This window comes from Achromobacter sp. Root83, from assembly GCF_001428845.1.
Taxonomy (GTDB): Bacteria; Pseudomonadota; Gammaproteobacteria; order Burkholderiales; family Burkholderiaceae_B; genus Achromobacter.
Genome location: NZ_LMIU01000012.1, coordinates 489,840 through 508,552, shown reverse-complemented (window position 1 = coordinate 508,552; position 18,713 = coordinate 489,840). Strand labels below are relative to the sequence as shown.

Here is an 18,713-nt window from a genome sequence, read left to right as displayed (position 1 = left end):
CCACCCCGCGCGACAAGGTGGTGTAATGAGGGTTACCGCGAAACCTGGATCCTTCATGCTTGCTCGCCTTGCCTCTGCCGCCGCCTTGCTCACCCTGCTGACCGCCTGTTCCAGCATGAGCGAAGTCACGTCCGTCGACAAGAACACATACAGCGTCACCTATAGTTCCGGCACGCAGTTGCTGACCTGGGTCGAAATCAAGAATCAGGCCCTGCAACGCGCCGACCAGTATTGCCAGTCCATTGGCCGCAAGCTGCAAAAGCCGAAAATCACGTCCAATCACGCGACCGGCCTGGGATCCAAACGCGCCACCGTCACCTTCGAGTGCGGCGCCATCCCATCATGAACATGCCGCTGCCCGTGGGGATCACCATGGGCGATGCCGCGGGCATCGGCCCCGAGATCGTCGTCAAGGCTTACGCGCAGGGGCTGAACGCGCCCTGCGTCGTCTACGGCGACGCGGGCGCGCTGCGCCGCGCGGCGGCCCAGTTGGGTGCTCGCCTGGAAGTCACGGAAATCGCCGGGATCGGCCACGCCCGTCCCGATGCGGGCCGCATCAATGTCATCGCCTGCAGCCACCCCCTTCCTCCGGATCTGCCCGCCGGGCAGATCAGCGCCCTCGCGGGACGCGGCGCCTACGATTACGTCTGTGCCGCGATCGACGATGCGCAGGCCGGCCGCATCCGCGCCATCGTCACCGCCCCCCTGAACAAAAAATCCATGCACGAGGCCGGGATCGACTACCCGGGCCACACCGAGATCCTGGCCGAGCGCTCCGGCACGCAGGACTTCGCGATGATGCTGGCCAATGACGAGCTGCGCGTGCTGCTGGTGACCATTCACGTGGCGCTGGCGGATGTCGTTGCGCGCATCACGCCCAGCGCGGAACTCACCGCAATGCGGCTGGCGGACCGCGCCTGCCGGCAGATGGGCATTGCGCGGCCGCGCGTGGCCGTCGCGGGCCTGAATCCGCATGCGGGCGAAGGCGGCAAGTTCGGCCGCGAAGACATCGACATCATCGAACCGGCAATCGACGCCGCGCGTGCCGAAGGCATCGACGCCAGCGGTCCCTGGCCCGGCGACACCATTTTCATGCGCGCCCGCCGCGGAGAATTCGATATCGTCGTGGCCCAATACCATGACCAAGGCCTGATCCCGGTCAAGTATCTGGGGCTGGACCATGGCGTGAACGTGACGGTCGGCTTGCCCTTCGTGCGCACCAGCGTCGACCACGGCACGGCGTTCGACATCGCCGGCAAGGGCCTGGCCGACCACGCCTCCCTGGTCGCGGCTTTCGATCTGGCGCTGGCGATGACGCCGTAAGCGCGAAAAGTCCGCCTGCGCCTCACCGGGCGGACACCGACTGACTGCCCGCAAGAGGCCGATACCGGCCGGGTCTACAATACGCCCCGTTTCCGGCGCGCCGCGCGCGCCGCCGCTTTCCGTCTTCCCTCCCCGCCCTCATGTCCCGTCTTGTCCGACTCCTGCCCGACCGCTTCACCCTCTATCTGATCTGCACCGTCATCATCGCCAGCATCGTGCCCGCCCACGGGCAAGGCGTGGTCATATTCGGATGGATCACCAACGTGGCCGTCGGCCTGCTGTTCTTCCTGCATGGGGCGCGCCTGTCCCGCGAGGCCATCATCGCCGGCCTGACGCACTGGAAGCTGCACCTGACCATCTTCTCCGCGACGTTCCTGATGTTTCCGCTGCTGGGCCTGGCGCTCAAGCCCGTGCTGGAACCGCTGGTCACGCCCGAACTCTACCTGGGCATCCTGTTCCTCTGCTGCCTGCCGGCTACCGTGCAATCGGCCATTGCGTTCACGTCCATGGCGCGCGGCAATGTGCCCGCCGCCGTGTGCAGCGCGTCCGCCTCCAGCCTGCTGGGAATCTTTCTGACGCCGCTGCTGGTCGGCACCGTGGTTGCAAACGCCGGCAGCGCGCCGATCTCGTTCGACGCCGTCGGCAAGATCATGCTGCAGTTGCTTCTGCCTTTCGTGCTGGGCCAGTTCGCGCGCCGCTGGATCGGAGCCTGGGTCCACAAGCGCAAGTCCATGCTCAAGTTCGTTGACCAGGGTTCGATCCTGCTGGTGGTCTACACGGCCTTCTCCGAAGCCATCAACGAGGGCCTGTGGAGTTCCACGCCGATCCCTGCGCTGCTCGGCCTGCTGGTCTGCTGCGCCGTCATCCTGGCGCTGGCGCTGGGCCTGTCGGCATTGGCTGGCCGCTTGTTCGGTTTCAGCGTGGAAGATCGCATCACTCTGCTCTTCTGCGGCTCCAAGAAGAGTCTGGCCAGCGGCATCCCCATGGCTCAGGTGCTGTTCGCCGGCCATGCCGTGGGCGCGGTCGTGCTGCCCCTGATGCTGTTCCACCAGATCCAGCTCATGGTATGCGGCGTGCTCGCGGCGCGCTTCGGCAAACGGCCCGAGGCCGACGGCTGAGCCTCGCTCCGCCCCAATAAAAAACCGCGCCCGAAGCGCGGTTTTTTATTGGTTGAACGAATGCCGTTCAGTACATGTCCGGCCTTTGGGCGCCCGAGAAGTTCAGGAAGCGCGTGCTGGAACCCTGGAACGTCAGCCGCACGGTTCCGATCGGACCATTACGCTGCTTGCCGATAATGATTTCGGCGGTGCCCTTGTCCGGCGAATCGGGGTTATAGACCTCGTCGCGGTAGATGAACAGGATCACGTCGGCGTCCTGTTCGATAGCGCCCGATTCGCGCAGGTCGCTCATCACGGGCCGCTTGTTGGGACGCTGCTCCAGGCTTCGGTTGAGCTGCGACAGCGCGATGAGCGGGCAGTTCAGTTCCTTGGCCAGGCCCTTGAGCGAGCGGCTGATTTCCGACACTTCGGTTGCGCGGTTTTCGCCGGAACCGTTGCCCGACATGAGCTGCAGGTAGTCGATGATGATCAGGCCCAACTGGCCGCACTGGCGCGCCAGCCGCCGCGTGCGGGCACGCACCTCCATGGGGCTGAGCGCGGGCGTTTCGTCGATGTAGACCTGCGCATCCTGCATGAGCTGCACGGCATGCGTCACGCGAGGCCAGTCTTCGGCGATGAGCTTGCCCGTGCGCATGCGGTGCTGATCCAGCAAGCCGACCGAACCCAGCATACGCATCGCCAGTTGCACGGCGCCCATTTCCATGGAAAACACCGCCACCGGCAGGCCTTGTTCGATGGCCACGTGCTCGCCGATGTTCATCGAAAACGACGTCTTGCCCATGGACGGACGGCCAGCGACGATGATCAGGTCGCCGCCGTGCATGCCGGAGGTCATCTTGTCCAGGTCCGCAAACCCGGTGGGGACGCCGGTCACGTCCGAACTGCCTTCCCGGTGATAGAGCTCGTCGATGCGTTCGACCACTTGCGTGAGCAGCGGCTGGATCTCCTGGAAACCCGCGGCGCCGCGCGAGCCTTCCTGCGCGATCTGGAAGACCTTGGATTCGGCTTCGTCGAGGAGCTGGCGGGCTTCCTTGCCCTGCGGATTCAGCGCGGCGGATGAAATCTCGTCGGCGATCGACACAAGCTTGCGCAGCATGGCGCGCTCGCGCACGATTTCGCCGTAGCGCCGGATGTTGGCGGCCGACGGCGTGTTGTGCGCCAGGGCGTTCAGATAGGCCAGGCCGCCCGCGTCTTCGGCCTTGCCGGCGCTGATCAGCGATTCGTTGACGGTGATCACGTCGGCGGGACGCGCCAGCCCGATCAGGCGGGCAATGTGGTGCCAGATCAGCCGGTGATCGTGGCGGTAGAAGTCTTCTTCCACCAGCACGTCGGCGATACGGTCCCAGGCGGTATTGTCCAGCAGCAAGCCGCCCAGAACCGATTGTTCCGCCTCGATCGAATGGGGGGGAACGCGCAGGTACTCGAGCTGGGAATCGGCGGGTGTGTTCATGACTTCAATAGTAACGGCTGCAGGATGTCCGCAACGCGGAAAAACCCCTGGACATCTCGCGAGGGTAAGCGGCGCAGCAGGGGACGCAGAGGTGTCGCCACGGCGCACAGAACGCGCGCCAGGCGCGTCAGGCGGGCTTTGACCTCGGGGTCGGGGTTGCACTCGAGATAGACGTCGAGCGCCAGTTTACCCAGCGCTCTGGCATCGGCATCCGGCAATTTACGCAAAGACACCAGCGATGCCAGCATCTGGAACAGATCGTAGGCCTGGGCCAGCGGCCGCGACAAGGTCGCGCCGATGTTCTCTTCGAAGTCGATGCGCCAGATCTCGCCCTCGTTCAGCGTGACGTTGCGGATCTGCGCGCCCCCATGCCACATGCCGCGGGCATGAAAGGCGGCCAGATCGGCGGCGGCAGCGCGCGTGAGCCACAGGCGCGAGGTCGTGTCTTCCTTGCGGATCAGGTAGGCCAGGTCATGGCCCACGAACTCCAGGACGAGCAGCCCCTGTTCCTGCCACCAGACCTCGGGCACGCGGCAGCCGGCCTTGAGCAATTGCGCCAGCCGCTGCCCCTCGTGGGCCAGTCCATTGCGCAGGAGCACGCTGGGCCGTGGAAATTCGCCCAGGAAGACTTTGCAGCTCATGGCCAGGAACAAGGCGCGCGCGTAGCGCAGCGCATAGCTCACGCTCCGGTCTATGCCGGCCCGGCGGCGCTTGATGATGCAGCGCACGCCGTCTATCGTCACCTCCCGCACTGAAGGTTCACGCGATGCGTCCACGCTGTCGAGCCAGGCTCGCAAGCCCGGCGGCGCGTTGTGATGAACGGGCGGATGAGTCAAGAGGTCCTCTGAAAACAACAGGGTGAAGGCTGGACCGCGCTTCCCGGAAGGCAGCACGCAGGGTCTCCGCGGGGCGCAAAGAAAAAAAGCCGGCGCGGGCCGGCTTCTTTTTACAGCAGGTACCGGATCAGGACAGTTCGCCTTCGACCAGAACCGTGACGTCAACCACGACGTCGGCGTGCAGAGCAACCTGGACCGGGAACTCGCCAACAGCCTTCAACTGACCGTTGGGCAGGCGAACCTGGGCCTTTTCGACGGCTTCGAACGAAGCCTTCTTCAGGGCGTCGGCGATGTCGGCGTTGGTGACCGAACCGAACAGACGGCCGTCGACACCGGCCTTCTGGGCGATCTTCAGCTGATAGCCGTTCATGCGCTCGCCCAGTGCTTGGGCAGCGGCCAGCTTCTCGGCCTGGGCCTTTTCCAGTTCGGCGCGGCGGGCTTCGAATTCCTTCAGGGCGGCGTCGGTTGCGCGACGGGCCTTCTTCTGGGGAATCAGGAAGTTGCGGGCGTAACCATCACGCACGCGCACGACTTCACCCAGGTTGCCCAGGTTGACGACTTTTTCGAGCAGAATAACTTGCATTTCAGTGCCCCGGATTAGTTGTGGTTGTCGGTGTAAGGCAACAGAGCCAGGAAGCGCGCGCGCTTGATGGCGGTGTCCAGCTGACGCTGGTAGATTGCCTTGGTGCCGGTCAGGCGAGCCGGGATGATCTTGCCGTTTTCTTGCACGAAGTCGCGCAGGGTGTCCAGATCCTTGTAGTCGATCTCTTCGACGCCGGCTGCGGTGAAGCGGCAGAACTTACGACGCTTGAAGAGCGGGTTCTGCTGCGTGAATTTGCGTTTTTCTTTGCGTTTTCCGAAGAAAGCCATGATATGTGCCTCTATGTTTGAGGGGGCCGGGTGGTTATCGATAACCGCTCCCACTCCCCATAACCTATCCGTATTCAGAAGGTGCTATTCACACCTGCTGCTCAACCCTTTCAAGCCACCTGCGGATCGCGTCCTGCGCTACCGCTGATCTTGCGCGCCTGCTGCAAATGCAGCTTGATCTTCACCGAGTCCTTGCGCGCGGGAGCCAAAAACCCCTGCACCAGCAATTCGGACCCTAAAGCGGTGTTCTTCAACAGCAACGCCAGATCTCCCAATGCCACGGCGGTGATCGTCAATTCGACGCGGCGCGGGTGGCCGGCTTCGATGACTTCCGACTCGTGCGCCAGCACCATTTCCAGTGCGGGCAGTCCGGCGGGAGTGTGGCGCAAAGGCTCGCATTCGAGAACGCGGGCGCTGAGTTCCAGCTGATTCATCCTGCCAGGCACCGAGGGGACTTCATGGGATGAGCTCTCGTGAGCCCTGCTTACTCGGCCTGAGCCGGGACCGCTTCCGCCGAAGCCTTACGGGCTTCTTCGCGCTCGACCGACTTCATCATGATCGAAGGCGTGGTCTGGGCTTTCTTGGTCTTGATGACCAGGTGGCGCAGAACGGCGTCGTTGTAGCGGAACGAGTGTTCCAGTTCATCCAGCGTGGCTTGGCCGCACTCGATGTTCAGGCAGACGTAGTGAGCCTTGACGAGCTTCTGGATCGGGTAGGCCAGTTGACGGCGACCCCAGTCTTCCAGACGATGGACCGAGCCGCCTTGGCCCGTGACCAGCGTTTGGTAACGCTCGACCATGGCGGGCACTTGCTCGCTTTGGTCGGGGTGAACGATAAACACTACTTCGTAGTGACGCATGAGTAAAACTCCTTGAGGATGTCTCGCTGGCCGAACGTCTTGCACCCGCGCTTTCCATCATGGGTGGGTTTACAACTTCGACGTTTCGCAGCAAGGGGCAGCCCGCTACCCAAAAACCATGGGCGGTCGAGCAAGAAAGCCCACGATTATCACCGATTGGGCAAGTACGCGCAAGCCGACGCCACCTTATGAAATAAGGGACGCGTTAGTGGTCGGCTCCTGCCCCGCCGCCCGAGGCATATCCGCAACACCAATGTCCTGCGGCCGGTTGACCAGGCTGACCATCACGTAGCTGATGATCATCAGCAGGAACCACGAGCCGAGCTTGGCAAGGGATACGAGCTGCCAGGCATGCGCCTGGCTCGGGTAGCGCCAGGCGTTGGCGAAGGTGCCGATGTTCTCGGCGAACCAGATGAACAGCGCCACCAGCACGAAGCCCAGCAGCAGCGGCATGCGGCGGTAGGCCCGCCAGATGCGGAAATACACCCAGGTGCGCGCGAACAGCACGCCCGTCAGCGCGAACAGCACCCACCGGAAATCCATGATGAAGTGGTGAGCAAAGAAGTTCAGGTAGATCAGCACCGACAGCGCCGCCGTGGCGGCAAGCGGCGGATGGGCCTGGAAACGGAAATCGAACAGGCGCCAGACGCGCGCCAGGTAACTGCCCACGGCCGCATACATGAAGCCCGTGAACAACGGCACGCCGCCGATGCGCAGCACGCTGGCCTCGGGGTAGATCCACGAGCCCGCCGCGGTCTTGAAGATTTCCATGCAGGTGCCCACCACATGGAACATCAGGATCACCCGGGCCTCGCTCCAGGTTTCCATGCGCAGCGCCAGCAGCGCGGCCTGGATGCCGAGCGCGGCCAAGGTCAGGAAGTCGTAGCGGGCCAGGGCGGCGTGTTGGGGGTACCACCAATGGGTGCCCAGCAGCAGCGCGCACATGAGGCCGCCGAACAGGCAGGCCCAGGCCTGCTTGACGCCGAAGCGGAAGAATTCATAGAGTGCGACGCCAAAGCGGCCGCGGCCGGCCAGATTGCTGGCCAGCCGCGATTCCCACGTCTGCAGTCCCGCTATGAGCGGCCAGTCGCTGGCCGCCGGATGGCTCACGGGCCGCTCAGCCTTCCACGACGGCGTAGGCCGAGTGGTTGTGGATGGATTCGAAGTTCTCGGCCTCGACGCGATAGCGGGCGATGCCGGGGTGCGCGTTCAGGCGAGCTGCCACGTCGCGCACCAGGTCTTCGACAAACTTGGGGTTGTCGTAGGCGCGTTCCGTGACGTACTTTTCGTCGGGGCGCTTGAGCAGGCCCCACAGCTCGCATGAGCCTTCTTCTTCGATCAAGCGGATGACGCCGTCCATGCCGATGTCGTCGCTGAGGATGGCCGAGACCGTGACGTGCGAACGCTGGTTATGCGCGCCGTACTCGGAAATCGCCTTGGAACACGGACAGAGGCTGGTGACGGGCACCTGCACGATAAGTTCGAATTCGACGCTGTCGGCCTGGGCCCGGGCGATCCACTGGACTTCGTAGTCCAGCAGGCTCTGTACGCCGGAGATCGGGGCGGACTTGTTGATGAAGTACGGAAACGAGGCCGTGATGTCGCCGCGCTCGGCATGCAGCAGCGGCAGCATGTCGGCGGCCATGGCGCGGAACAAGGTCGGCGTCATGGGGGTGCTGCGGTACTTTTCCAGCAGGGCCACGAAGCGGGACATGTGGGTCCCTTTTTCTTCGGGCGGCAGGGCGACCGTCAGCGTCCAGTTGGCCACGGTGCCTTGGGCCGAGCCGTCGCCGCTTTCAACCAGCATGGGATGGCGCACGCCACGGATGCCCACGCGCTGAATCGGGATGTGCCGTGTGTCGGCCGAACTCTGGACGTCGGGCATCACGATGGCGGGGTCGATCGGAGAATTCATTTCGGCTTACCTGTCTAGGCAGTCAGTCGTGAAAACGCACAGGCCTAGTAATCTTGAGAGGCGCTCATTATCGCCCATACGCTGGCAATCGCCGGGGAAAACCCTTCTATTCGTATGTTGGCAGGAGCGGAACAGTGTGTTTCATCCTTGCGGATGACGGCTTCCGCCGTCGTCCGCAAGAAGGGCTCAGTTCAGCAAATCGGCGTAGCGGGCCCGGATCGATTGCTCGATGCCGGCGGCGTCCAGGCCCATGCCGGCCAATAGCGCCGACTGCTCGCCGTGATCGATGAACTCGTCCGGCAGGCCTAGTTGCAATACAGGAATCTGCACTCCCGCGGCGCTCAGCGCTTCCAGCACCGCGCTGCCCGCGCCGCCCATGATAGATGCGTCTTCCACGGTGACGAGCGCGTCGTGTCGGCTCGCCAGGTCCAGGATCAGTGCGCGATCGATCGGCTTGACGAAGCGCATGTCGGCCACCGTGGCGTCCAGTTTGGCGGCAGCGCCCAGCGCCGACTGGACCAGCGTGCCGAAGCCCAGAATGGCGATCTTCCTGCCCTCGCGGCGCAGCAGGCCGCGGCCCAGCTCGACGGCATCCAGGCCGGCGTCTTCCTGAGCGCCGCACCCTGCGCCGCGCGGATAGCGCACCGAGGCCGGGCCCGGATGCTGATAACAGGTCGACAGCAGCAAGCGGGTTTCGCTTTCGTCGGAGGGCGTGGCCACCACCATGTTCGGCACGCAGCGCAGGAAGGCGATGTCGTAATTGCCGGCATGCGTGGCGCCGTCGGCGCCCACGATGCCCGCGCGGTCCAGCGCGAACGTGACATCCAGGTTCTGCAGGGCGACGTCATGGACGAACTGATCGTAGCCGCGCTGCATGAATGTGGAGTAGATGGCCACGACAGGCTTTTGCCCTTCGCAGGCGATGCCGGCGGCAAACGTCACGGCGTGCTGCTCGGCGATGCCCACGTCGAAGTAACGCTGCGGAAAACGTTTTTCGAATTCCACCAGCCCGCTGCCCTCGCGCATGGCGGGCGTGACCGCGACCAGGCGCGGATCCTGCTCGGCCGTGTCGCACAGCCACTGCCCGAACACCTGCGTGAACGTGCGCTTGCCCGGGGCCTTGGACTGCTGGATGCCGACCGCGGGGTCGAACTTGCCCGGGCCGTGATACAGCACCGGATCGGCCTCGGCCAGTTTGTAGCCCTGCCCTTTCTTGGTCACCACATGCAGGAACTGCAGGCCTTCCAGGGCCTTCAGGTTCTGCAGCGTGGGCACCAGCGCGTCCAGGTCGTGGCCGTCGATCGGGCCGACATAATTGAAGCCGAATTCCTCGAACAGGGTGGCCGGCGTGACCATGCCCTTGGCGTGTTCTTCGAAGCGGCGCGCCAGCTCGAGCACGGGAGGCACATGCTGCAGCACCGCGCGGCCCACGTTCTTGGCCGTGGCGTAGAAGCGGCCCGACATCAGGCGGGCCAGATAGCGGTTCAACGCCCCCACCGGCGGCGAGATCGACATGTCGTTGTCGTTGAGGATCACCAGCAGGTTGATGTTGGGCGTGACGCCCGCGTTATTCATGGCTTCGAAGGCCATGCCGGCGGACATCGCGCCGTCGCCGATCACGGCGATGTGCTGACGTTGTACCCCGGCATTGCGCGAGGCGACCGCCATGCCCAGCGCCGCCGAGATCGAGGTGGACGAATGCGCGGTGCCGAAGGCGTCGTAGTCGGATTCGCTGCGCTTGGGAAAGCCCGAAATGCCGCCCTGCTGGCGCAGCTTGGCCATGCCGGCCCGCCGTCCGGTCAGGATCTTGTGGGGATAGGACTGGTGGCCCACATCCCAGACGATGCGGTCATGCGGCGTGTCGAACACCTGATGCAGCGCAAGCGTGAGCTCGACGGTGCCCAGATTGGACGATAAATGCCCGCCCGTTTTGGACACCGACTCCAGCACGAAGCCGCGCAGTTCGTCCGCGAGCTTCTTGAGCTCGCGACGATCCAGGCGCTTGAGGTCTGCCGGCGATTGAATGCGGTCCAATAAATCAGTCGTCATGCTTTTATGTGGGTTCGTTGGCCCGGCCTGCGATCAGGCCGTGCGTATCACGGATCAGCGGTCCCGAAGAACGATGAAGTCGGCCAGCTGGGCCAGGCGCGCGCCGGCATCCCCCAGCGGAGCCAAGGCAGCGAGGGCGGCTTCCCGCAGTTCCTCGGCAAAGGCGCGAGCTTCGGATAGCCCCAGGAGCGACACGTAGGTCGGCTTGTTCTCGGCCGCGTCCTTGCCAGGCGTCTTGCCCAGGCTGGCGGTATCGGCGGTCACGTCGAGGATGTCGTCCACCACCTGGAAAGCCAGCCCCATGGCCTGCGCGTAGGCGTCCAGCGCCTGGCGCGACGCCGAGCTGGCGCCCGCCACGATCCCGCCCAGCGCCACGCTGCATGCGAGCATGGCGCCCGTTTTCATGCCATGCATCATCTGCAATTCATCACGCGACAGCGAACGCCCCACGCTGAACAGATCGATGGCCTGCCCGCCCGCCATGCCCTGGCTGCCAGCCGCGCGCGCCAGCGACTGGGTGGCCTGGACAATAAGCGCGGGCGCGATCGGCATGGAGGCCAGCAGGTCGAACGCCAGCGGCTGCAGCGCGTCGCCCGCCAGCATCGCCGTGGCTTCGTCGAATTGCACGTGGACGGTGGGCCGGCCTCGGCGCAGCGTGTCGTCGTCCATGCAAGGCAGGTCGTCGTGGACCAGCGAATAGCCATGGATCAGTTCCACGGCAGCGGCCGCGCGGTCCAGCGAGGCTTCGATGGCCAGCACGCTGCCGCTGACCGGGCAGGCCTGCCCGGCGGCATAGACCAGGGCCGCGCGCACGCGCTTGCCGCCGCCAAGCACGGCGTACCGCATGGCTTCGTGCAAGCGCGAGGGCAGCACGTCCGCCGGAGGCATCAGGTCATCGAGCACGTCTTCGACGTGTCGCGCACGGCCTTGCAACCACTCGGAGAAAGCGAGTTGAGTTTGCTTCATCGGGTTCTTATTCGTCATCCAGCGCCGAGGGATCCAGCGGCCGCAGCAGGTCGCCTTCCAGAACCTTGACCTGTTGTTCGGCCTGCGCCAAGCGGTCTTGGCAGACCCGCGTGAGCGCCACGCCGCGGCGGTAGGCCGCCAGCGATTGCTCAAGCGGCAACGAGCCGTCTTCCATGGCCGCAACCAGCGATTCCAGCTCGGCCAGGGCCGTTTCGAAATCCTGGGGCAAGGGACGATCGTCGGTCTGCGGATCAGCTTGTGTGGGTTTGGCCAAACGGGTCTCCGAGGGCGCTAGGGGTGGATCAATCCGTGAATTGTACGAGATAGCCACGCCTGCCCCGGATGCGCGCCACGCGTCAGCCCGGCGCCCCCGCCAGCCCCGCTACTGCGGCCAGCAATGCCGGCGCCACCCGGGCGCGCAAGTCGGGCTCTTCCAACAGGCTGGCGGGTCCGCCGCAGCTCATGACGAAAACGCCCTCGCCCGTGATGGACGTGAACGGCACGGCGACCGCGTTGATGCCCGACTGCCATTCGCCGATCGCAAAACAGCAGCCCGACTCCCGCAGTTCCGCGCGGGCGCGGTCGATCGCCGCGCCGGCCGGGGCCGCGGCCCCCAGGCGCGCCAGGATGCCGTCGCATTCCTCGGCCGGCAGGCTGGCCAGGTAGGCGCGGCCCATGGCGCTGTCCAGGCTGGCGCGATAGCCCACCGGCAGACGCAGATACAGGGCGGACGAGCCATGGATGGCTTCGACATAGGTCATGGCGTCGCCATCGAAGGCCCCCAGCGCGACCGCTCCACCGGTATCGCGCGCCAGATCGGTCATCGACACCTTGGCGAGTTCGCGCACTTCCAGCCCGGCCAGCAGGCCGAAGCCCAGCGCCAGGACGCCATAACCGGGCGAATACTTGCCCGTGTCCGGGTGGTAGCGCAGATAGCCCAGTTCGGTCAGCGTGTACGTGATGCGGCTGATGGTGGGCTTGGGCAGGCCGGTCAGGCGTGCGAGATCCAGGTTACCCAGCGCCACCACGCCATGCCGGAAGCACCGAAGCACGTCCAGGCCGCGCGCCAAGGCGGTGATGAAGTCCGGCGAATTGGCGCCCTCGCTTGCGCCGGCCGCGCGTTTGCGCCGCGCAGGCAGGCTCAGTTCAAGCTTCTCGTCCGGCTTGGAGGGCGGATGCGCGATGCGCCTTGCGTCAGAAAAAGATTGCATTTCTATTCGCTTCGTTTTTATAGTTTATTTCGAACGACAAAATTAAATTCCAATATACGGAATTTATAGCATCCAAGGAGACCTGGCAAGCCACCGCGATGAGACACCTCGCGGCCCAGCGAAGCCAGGCCCGGCGATCCACTCTCGACCATGCGATTTCAAGGGGAAAACATGATTCGCACCAGCTTCAAACTGCTCGCCACCCTGATGCTCAGCGCCGCCGCGCTGGGTGCGCAGGCCGATACCTATCCCGCCCGGCCGATCAAGGTGATTTCGCCCTTCCCGGCGGGCGGCGCCACGGATGTGCTGACGCGCGTCCTGGCCGAGCGCATGGCCAAGAACCTGGGCCAGCCCATGATCGTCGAAAACAAGGCGGGCGCGGGCACCTCCATCGGAGCCGCCTACGTCTCGCGCGAAGCGCCGGACGGCTACACCATCCTGATGGCCACCAACTCGACGCTGGTCACCAACCGCTATCTCTACAAGGAACTGCCCTACGATCCGGACGGTTTCGCGCGCATCGGCATGGTGGGCGTCGGCCCGCTGGTCCTGCTGTCCAGCCCCAAGCGTCCGTTCAACAGCACCCAGGATGTCGTGGCCTATGCCAAGCAGAACCCGGGCAAGCTGACCTTCGCCACTTTCGGTCCCGGCACGTCGTCGCACCTGGCGGGCGAGCTGTTCAAGGAACGCGCGGGCATCGACATCCTGCACGTGCCGTTCAAGGGCGCGACCCAGGCCCTGCCCGCGCTGATCAGTGGCGACGTGGATCTGTTCTTCGACATGGTCGCCACCGGCATGCCGCAGGCCGATGCCGGCAAGGTCAAGGTGTTCGCCATCACCAGCCCCTCGCGCTTGGCGACGCAACCCAATCTGGGCACGCTGGCCGAACAGGGCTACCCGGCGTTCGACATGACCGCGTGGTTCAGCTTCGTGGCGCCCAAGGGAACGCCCGCCCCCGTGCTGCAAAGGCTGCAGTCGGCCTTGGCCGAAACCCTGCAGGACGAAACCGTGAAAAAGCGCATGCTCGACATGGGCATCGATCCCCGCTCGGGCTCCGCGGCGGAACTCGACAAGCAGATCACGACCGAACAGCCCATCGTGTCGCAACTGATCAAGCAAGCCAACATCGTTCTGCAATGAGGCTGCGCCCCAGCCCCGCGGTTTCGTGACAAAACGTTCGCGGACCGCCGGCCCGCGTTCGGTCGGCCCGCCACCCTGACGCGGGTTGACCCTTCCCACCGACAGCGCCACTCCGGTCCTGTCGGTTTTTTACGCCTGGCCTAACCCCTGGATACAGAAATCGGACGCGTGCCACTGCTAAGGTAACGCAGCAAACACCCAGCGGGAGCCCGATGCCTCATACCGAAGACCGATACGCCCGCCTGGACGCCGCCCGCTGGCTGGCGGCCGTAGCTGTAGTCCTGCTGCATAGCGCCGCGCTGATCGTCAGCGATCCGGCCGCGTATGGCGGCGGCGCGTGGCTTGCCGCCAACCTGTACGACTCCGCCGCTCGCTGGTGCGTGCCTGTCTTCGTGATGGTAAGCGGCGCCTTGCTGCTGGATCCCGACAAGCCGCAGGACGCCCAGAAGTTCTACAGCCGGCGCATGGCCCGGATCTGCGCTCCGCTGCTGTTCTGGACCCTCTTCTACCTGGCGTGGCGCACCGGCCTGGACTGGTGGGACGATGGCAGCGTCGATTTTTCGTTCTGGCCGCGCAAGGTTGCGCAGGGCGAGCCCTACTACCATCTCTGGTACCTGTACATGATCGTGGGGCTGTACCTGTTCGCCCCCCTGGTCCGCCTGCTGTATGTGCGCAGCACGCCCAAGGCCCGCGCGCTGTGGGTAGTGGGCATTCTGGGCGTGGCGATACTGGATGCCCTGTATCGCCGCGCGCTCGGTGCGCCTCATGGCTTCTTCCTGACGTGGTTTCTTCCCTATCTGGGCTACTTCGTCGCGGGCCGCCTGATTTTCGATGGCGAGATGCGCATTCCGCGCCCCGGCCTGATGCTGGCGGCCAGCGTTGCCGCCACCGCGCTGGGCGTGACCATCATGTCCGATGGCCACGCGCTCGACACCTACTTCTACGATTACTTCAGCCTGACCGTGCCCTTCATGTCCCTGGCCGCGTTCCAATGGATCGTGTCGTCGCCGCGCCTGCCCAGGCTGGCCTCGCTGGCGCCGCTGACTTTCGGCGTTTATCTGATCCACCCGGTGTTCCTGGACGTGGCGCGCCGCGCCGGCGCCTTCTCCGGCGGACAGCGCGACGCCTGGGCCGTGCCCTTGCTGACCGCGGCGGTCTTCGTCCTGTCGGCGGCCAGTAGCTGGTTGCTCAGGCGTCATCCCGCCACCCGCAAGCTCGTCTGAAAGACCTACGCCGCGAAGGGTTAATCGGGCTTGGCGCCGCCCCAAACCCACCCTTCGATTGCTTCGCCAAGCCTCCCCGCGTTTCACGGGCGAGGCACAAGCCCTTGGGGTACAATTCACGGCTTATTTGATCGGCCAGACACCGATTTTTCTTCGCGCCAGAACGGATTTAGCCAGGCTCAAATTCTTGAACAGGCCTTGATCAAAACCTTGGCTTGAACAAAAGCGCTTGGCAAAGCTCAAACCGTCCTGGCTTTTTTATCCGAGCGGAGGGAATCATGACCGACATCGGTCGGATGGCACATGTCGTGCCAGCTCGCACCCAGCTACCCGTCAGTGCATATTTTGACGAAGCCCTCTTTGCCCGCGAGCAAGAACTCATTTTCAAGCAATCCTCGCAATATGTCGGCCACCAGAAAGTGGTGCCCGAAGTCGGGGATTGGCGTACGTTGGTTCAGGAAAACGGAGGGCGCACGCTGGTTCGCAACCAGCAAGGCGTCGAACTCATCTCAAATGTCTGCCGCCACCGGCAGGCATTGATGCTTGGCGGCGAAGCCGGCAACGTGGCCGGCAACTGCAATACGCACGGCAATCTGAAGGCCACTGGCGGCAACATCGTGTGCCCGCTGCACCGCTGGACGTACAACAACCACGGCGAGTTGTTGGGCGCGCCTCAGTTCGAGACCACGCCCTGCATGAACCTGCAGAAGTTCCGCCTGCGCGATTGCCACGGCCTGCTGTTCGAAGGCCCGCGCGATCCGGCCGCCGACATGGCGCCGCTGTTCTCGCGGCCCGAGTTCAACTTCGGCGACTACGTGCTGGACCACGTCGAAGTGCATCAGTGCAACTACAACTGGAAGACCTTCATCGAGGTCTACCTCGAGGACTATCACGTCGGTCCGTTCCACCCCGGCCTGGGGCGCTTCGTCACGTGCGACGATCTGGCCTGGGAGTTCAACGCCTGGTACAGCCTGCAGAAGGTGGGCGTGCACAATGCGCTGGCCCAGCCCGGCTCGGATGTGTACAAGCAGTGGCATGACCGTCTGCTGTCGTTTCGTGGCGGCGACGCGCCGGACTTTGGCGCGGTCTGGGTCACGTACTTCCCGACCCACATGATCGAGCTCTACCCGCACGTGCTGGTGTTGTCCACGCTGTATCCGAAGGGCCCCCAGGAAACGGTGAACGTCGTCGAGTTCTACTACCCCGAGGAAATCGCCGCCTTCGAACGCGAATTCGTCGAAGCGCAGCGCGCCGCCTACATGGAAACGGCCATCGAAGACGACGAGATCGCCGAACGCATGGATGCCGGCCGCAAGGCCCTGATGCTGCGCGGCGTGAACGAGACAGGCCCCTACCAGTCGCCGATGGAAGACGGCATGCAGCACTTCCACGAGTGGTACCGCCGCATCATGCAAGAGGTCTAGGCCGGCTGGACCGCACGATGAATAGGGCCTCGCGATCGCGAGGCCCTTTTTCATTGCCGCGCGCCGGCGGACATCAGCGTCCCGTCACGCCGGCGACCGTCCGTTCGCCGATCGCCAGCCCCACCGTCATGCCGACGCCGGAATGCATGACCGCCACCGTGGTGGCCGCGTCCACCGGAATCACCGAAAACGGCGCCGGCCCATGCGCGCCGTATACGCCCTGCCAGCGCTCCAGCACCCGCAGCCGTGCCCCCAGGGCCTGCGAGGCCAGGTCCAGCATGGCGTTATCCACGGCTTCGTCGTTGAACGGCGGCGCGTCCTGCCCATAGCGATGCGAGTCGCCGATGATCAGTTCGCCATACGGCGTGGGGCTGATCAGCAGGTGGATGCCGTTTTCCAGCAGCATGGGCGTGCGCGCCTGGATCACGCCGCGCAGCGCCTGCGCCGATGGCAGATCGGAAAAAGCGCCGTAGTGCACGCAGGACAGGCCCGTCAGCACCGGGCGGTCCAGCGCGATCGGGTTGGTCTCGAAGGCCGCGCGCAGCATCTGCAGGCACGTGACCTCCAGGTTCAACGGCGCGAAGCGTTCGGGCAGCAGGGTCAGGTAATCGTGGCCCGGGCAGACGAAGACGTGGGCGGCCTTGAAATCGCCCGCCGTGGTGCAGACCTCGCCGTTTTCCACCGCGCGCGCCAGCGTCCCCGTGATGAACGTGACGCCCAGAGACGTTTCCAGATAGCGCGTGATGGCGGGCAAGGCCTCGCGGGAGTAGATCTGCAAGTCGTCGTGGCCGCGCAGTGCCATGCAGTGGTGGGCGAGCTGGCCGCCGTACAGGCCCGCCACGTCGCGGCCGGACAGCAGTTCGGCGCGATATCCTTCCTGCCGCATCCGCGTATCCGCGAACTCGCACAGCACGTCGGCCTCGTCCGCGTTGCGGGCCAGCACCAGGGCGCCGTTGGCGCGCACATGGAAGCCCGCCTTGTCCGCCAGTTCCAGCCACAGCTCGCGGGCCTGCTGGGCGTGCGACAGCATCATGCCCGGCGCCTGGCCCGTCACGATGACCTGGCCAAAGTTGCGTATCGTGGCGCCATGCGCCTGCCGGCTGCGCTCGATCACGGCCACCGACAGGCCGCGCTTGGCGGCCGCCCATGCGTGCGCGATGCCGAGCATGCCCGCGCCCACCACGATCACGTCGAAATTTTTCATCTTCGAAACATTGCAAGAGGATTGCGGGGAAGCGCCCGCGGGCGCTTCCCGAGGCGCGGCGGCGTCCGGCGCCGCCGCGATGGTGGACACTTACTTCTTCTTCGGTTCGGACTTGCCGTCGTAGCGCTTGGTCCATTCGGCGATGATGCGTTCGCGATTCGTGGCGGCCCACGTGAAATCGTTCTTGATCATGCGCGAGGTCAGGTCGGCGGGCAGGTTCGGGTTGGCCGTGGCGATCGACGGAATCGCCAGGACGGCGAAGTTCGCCTTGTACAGTTCATTGGCCTCGCGGCTGGCGGAGAAGTCGGCCAGCTTGCGCGCGGCTTCCAGGTGCTTCGTGCCCTTCATGATGGCGGTGGCTTCCACTTCCCAGCCCAGGCCTTCCGACGGGAACACGGCTTCGACCGGCGCGCCGTCGGCCTTCAGCTTGGCGGCGCGGTAGTCGAACGACACGCCGATCGGGAATTCGCCGGCGGCGGCCATGTTGCAGGGCTTGGAACCCGAATGCGTGTAGGAACCGATGTTCTTGTGCAGGGCGTCCATGTAGGCCCAGCCCTTCTCTTCACCGAAGATCTGCAGCCAGGCGCTGACATCCAGGAAGCCCGTGCCCGACGACGCCGGATTCGGCATGACGATCTTGCCGGCGTACACGGGCTTGGTCAGGTCCTGCCAGGACGTGGGCTTGGGCAGCTTCTGCTTTTCGGCTTCGATGGTGTTGAAGCAGATGGCGGCGGCGTAGCCGTCCATGCCGACCCACGAAGGTTCGGCCTTGGCGTCGCGCATGTTGGCGGCGATCTGGTCCAGGCCCTTCGGCGCGTAGGGCTGGAGCATGCCTTCCTTGTCCATCAGGCCCAGCGCCGTGCCGGCCAGGCCCCAGATCACGTCGGCCTTGGGGTTGCCTTTTTCGGCCAGCAGCTTGGCGGCGATGATGCCGGTGGAGTCGCGCACCCACTGGACCTTGATGTCGGGATTGGCCTTCTCGAACGCGGCCTGGTAGACCTTGATCTGGTCGGCTTCGAGCGCCGTGTAGACGGTCAGCGTGGTCTCGGCGGAGGCGGCGCCCATCACGCCCGTCAGGGCGGCGGCCAGTGCAAGCAGCTTGTAGCGATTCATGAGGAACTCCGT

The 18,713-nt window shown here is 64.9% G+C and carries 20 protein-coding genes; 6 read left to right on the top strand and 14 right to left on the bottom strand.

The window, feature by feature from the left end:
• The first annotated feature begins 55 nt into the window (after positions 1–55).
• The 3 genes from ASE30_RS14690 (at position 56) to ASE30_RS14680 (ending at position 2,441) form a co-directional block, all read left to right on the top strand.
• Positions 56–346, top strand: coding sequence for a hypothetical protein (locus tag ASE30_RS14690; protein ID WP_057285023.1), 291 nt, complete (start codon positions 56–58; stop codon positions 344–346).
• On the top strand, positions 343–1,323 hold the full coding sequence (pdxA, locus tag ASE30_RS14685) for a 4-hydroxythreonine-4-phosphate dehydrogenase PdxA (protein ID WP_057285022.1): 981 nt from the start codon (positions 343–345) through the stop codon (positions 1,321–1,323). Before ASE30_RS14690 ends, pdxA begins: the two co-directional genes overlap by 4 nt.
• A gap of 140 nt (positions 1,324–1,463) precedes the next feature.
• Positions 1,464–2,441, top strand: coding sequence for a bile acid:sodium symporter family protein (locus tag ASE30_RS14680; RefSeq protein ID WP_057285021.1), 978 nt, complete (start codon positions 1,464–1,466; stop codon positions 2,439–2,441).
• A 67-nt stretch (positions 2,442–2,508) separates the two neighbouring features.
• Here the strand turns inward: ASE30_RS14680 and ASE30_RS14675 are convergent, their stop codons facing one another.
• From ASE30_RS14675 to ASE30_RS14620, 12 genes are all read right to left on the bottom strand, one after another.
• Entirely contained in the window at positions 2,509–3,891 is a 1,383-nt protein-coding gene (locus ASE30_RS14675; protein ID WP_057285020.1) for a replicative DNA helicase, read from the bottom strand.
• Positions 3,888–4,727 carry a hypothetical protein gene (locus ASE30_RS14670; protein WP_057285019.1) on the bottom strand — a complete coding sequence of 280 codons (840 nt, stop codon included), beginning with the start codon at positions 4,725–4,727 and terminating at the stop codon, positions 3,888–3,890. Before ASE30_RS14670 ends, ASE30_RS14675 begins: the two co-directional genes overlap by 4 nt.
• Positions 4,728–4,854: 127 nt before the next feature.
• A complete protein-coding gene (gene rplI / locus ASE30_RS14665) occupies positions 4,855–5,310 on the bottom strand; it encodes a 50S ribosomal protein L9 (RefSeq protein WP_057285018.1) in 456 nt (151 codons plus the stop codon).
• 14 nt (positions 5,311–5,324) lie between these two features.
• Positions 5,325–5,597, bottom strand: a complete 273-nt coding sequence (rpsR, locus tag ASE30_RS14660; RefSeq protein WP_006218308.1) for a 30S ribosomal protein S18 — start codon at positions 5,595–5,597, stop codon at positions 5,325–5,327.
• Positions 5,598–5,707: 110 nt separating this feature from the next.
• Positions 5,708–6,031, bottom strand: coding sequence for a primosomal replication protein N (priB, locus tag ASE30_RS14655; RefSeq protein WP_046802801.1), 324 nt, complete (start codon positions 6,029–6,031; stop codon positions 5,708–5,710).
• A 50-nt stretch (positions 6,032–6,081) separates the two neighbouring features.
• Complete coding sequence (gene rpsF / locus ASE30_RS14650) at positions 6,082–6,456, bottom strand: 30S ribosomal protein S6 (RefSeq protein ID WP_057285017.1); 375 nt, start codon at positions 6,454–6,456, stop codon at positions 6,082–6,084.
• A 186-nt stretch (positions 6,457–6,642) separates the two neighbouring features.
• Positions 6,643–7,566, bottom strand: coding sequence for a DUF817 domain-containing protein (locus tag ASE30_RS14645; protein ID WP_057285016.1), 924 nt, complete (start codon positions 7,564–7,566; stop codon positions 6,643–6,645).
• A gap of 7 nt (positions 7,567–7,573) precedes the next feature.
• Positions 7,574–8,371 (bottom strand): GTP cyclohydrolase FolE2, encoded by a 798-nt coding sequence (folE2, locus tag ASE30_RS14640; RefSeq protein WP_057285015.1) that lies wholly within the window; start codon positions 8,369–8,371, stop codon positions 7,574–7,576.
• A 186-nt stretch (positions 8,372–8,557) separates the two neighbouring features.
• Positions 8,558–10,420 (bottom strand): 1-deoxy-D-xylulose-5-phosphate synthase, encoded by a 1,863-nt coding sequence (gene dxs / locus ASE30_RS14635; RefSeq protein ID WP_057285014.1) that lies wholly within the window; start codon positions 10,418–10,420, stop codon positions 8,558–8,560.
• A gap of 54 nt (positions 10,421–10,474) precedes the next feature.
• Complete coding sequence (locus ASE30_RS14630) at positions 10,475–11,386, bottom strand: polyprenyl synthetase family protein (protein ID WP_057285013.1); 912 nt, start codon at positions 11,384–11,386, stop codon at positions 10,475–10,477.
• A 7-nt stretch (positions 11,387–11,393) separates the two neighbouring features.
• Positions 11,394–11,660: an exodeoxyribonuclease VII small subunit gene (locus ASE30_RS14625; protein WP_057285012.1), complete on the bottom strand. Its 267-nt coding sequence runs from the start codon at positions 11,658–11,660 to the stop codon at positions 11,394–11,396.
• A gap of 82 nt (positions 11,661–11,742) precedes the next feature.
• Positions 11,743–12,597 carry an IclR family transcriptional regulator gene (locus ASE30_RS14620; RefSeq protein WP_057285011.1) on the bottom strand — a complete coding sequence of 285 codons (855 nt, stop codon included), beginning with the start codon at positions 12,595–12,597 and terminating at the stop codon, positions 11,743–11,745.
• 171 nt (positions 12,598–12,768) lie between these two features.
• On the opposite strand from ASE30_RS14620, the gene ASE30_RS14615 reads away from it, so the two are divergent.
• The 3 genes from ASE30_RS14615 (at position 12,769) to ASE30_RS14605 (ending at position 16,384) form a co-directional block, all read left to right on the top strand.
• A complete protein-coding gene (locus ASE30_RS14615; RefSeq protein ID WP_057285010.1) occupies positions 12,769–13,737 on the top strand; it encodes a tripartite tricarboxylate transporter substrate binding protein in 969 nt (322 codons plus the stop codon).
• A 212-nt stretch (positions 13,738–13,949) separates the two neighbouring features.
• A complete protein-coding gene (locus ASE30_RS14610) occupies positions 13,950–14,960 on the top strand; it encodes an acyltransferase (protein WP_057285009.1) in 1,011 nt (336 codons plus the stop codon).
• A gap of 278 nt (positions 14,961–15,238) precedes the next feature.
• On the top strand, positions 15,239–16,384 hold the full coding sequence (locus ASE30_RS14605) for an aromatic ring-hydroxylating dioxygenase subunit alpha (RefSeq protein WP_057285008.1): 1,146 nt from the start codon (positions 15,239–15,241) through the stop codon (positions 16,382–16,384).
• Positions 16,385–16,457: 73 nt separating this feature from the next.
• On the opposite strand, the gene ASE30_RS14600 is transcribed toward ASE30_RS14605, so the two are convergent.
• Together ASE30_RS14600 and ASE30_RS14595 are read right to left on the bottom strand one after the other, a co-directional pair.
• Entirely contained in the window at positions 16,458–17,588 is a 1,131-nt protein-coding gene (locus ASE30_RS14600; RefSeq protein ID WP_057285205.1) for a TIGR03364 family FAD-dependent oxidoreductase, read from the bottom strand.
• A 90-nt stretch (positions 17,589–17,678) separates the two neighbouring features.
• Positions 17,679–18,701, bottom strand: a complete 1,023-nt coding sequence (locus ASE30_RS14595) for a putative 2-aminoethylphosphonate ABC transporter substrate-binding protein (protein ID WP_057285007.1) — start codon at positions 18,699–18,701, stop codon at positions 17,679–17,681.
• Between the last annotated feature and the right edge of the window lie 12 nt (positions 18,702–18,713).

Coding starts and splice junctions, on each gene's coding strand:
- ASE30_RS14610 (WP_057285009.1), top strand. CDS start 13,950: ATGCCTCATACCGAAGACCGATACGCCCGCCTGGACGCCGCCCGCTGG.
- ASE30_RS14675 (WP_057285020.1), bottom strand. CDS start 3,891: ATGAACACACCCGCCGATTCCCAGCTCGAGTACCTGCGCGTTCCCCCC.
- ASE30_RS14690 (WP_057285023.1), top strand. CDS start 56: ATGCTTGCTCGCCTTGCCTCTGCCGCCGCCTTGCTCACCCTGCTGACC.
- ASE30_RS14680 (WP_057285021.1), top strand. CDS start 1,464: ATGTCCCGTCTTGTCCGACTCCTGCCCGACCGCTTCACCCTCTATCTG.
- ASE30_RS14595 (WP_057285007.1), bottom strand. CDS start 18,701: ATGAATCGCTACAAGCTGCTTGCACTGGCCGCCGCCCTGACGGGCGTG.
- pdxA (WP_057285022.1), top strand. CDS start 343: ATGAACATGCCGCTGCCCGTGGGGATCACCATGGGCGATGCCGCGGGC.
- ASE30_RS14620 (WP_057285011.1), bottom strand. CDS start 12,597: ATGCAATCTTTTTCTGACGCAAGGCGCATCGCGCATCCGCCCTCCAAG.
- rplI (WP_057285018.1), bottom strand. CDS start 5,310: ATGCAAGTTATTCTGCTCGAAAAAGTCGTCAACCTGGGCAACCTGGGT.
- ASE30_RS14600 (WP_057285205.1), bottom strand. CDS start 17,588: ATGAAAAATTTCGACGTGATCGTGGTGGGCGCGGGCATGCTCGGCATC.
- ASE30_RS14630 (WP_057285013.1), bottom strand. CDS start 11,386: ATGAAGCAAACTCAACTCGCTTTCTCCGAGTGGTTGCAAGGCCGTGCG.
- ASE30_RS14615 (WP_057285010.1), top strand. CDS start 12,769: ATGATTCGCACCAGCTTCAAACTGCTCGCCACCCTGATGCTCAGCGCC.
- ASE30_RS14605 (WP_057285008.1), top strand. CDS start 15,239: ATGACCGACATCGGTCGGATGGCACATGTCGTGCCAGCTCGCACCCAG.
- folE2 (WP_057285015.1), bottom strand. CDS start 8,371: ATGAATTCTCCGATCGACCCCGCCATCGTGATGCCCGACGTCCAGAGT.
- priB (WP_046802801.1), bottom strand. CDS start 6,031: ATGAATCAGCTGGAACTCAGCGCCCGCGTTCTCGAATGCGAGCCTTTG.
- dxs (WP_057285014.1), bottom strand. CDS start 10,420: ATGACGACTGATTTATTGGACCGCATTCAATCGCCGGCAGACCTCAAG.
- rpsF (WP_057285017.1), bottom strand. CDS start 6,456: ATGCGTCACTACGAAGTAGTGTTTATCGTTCACCCCGACCAAAGCGAG.
- rpsR (WP_006218308.1), bottom strand. CDS start 5,597: ATGGCTTTCTTCGGAAAACGCAAAGAAAAACGCAAATTCACGCAGCAG.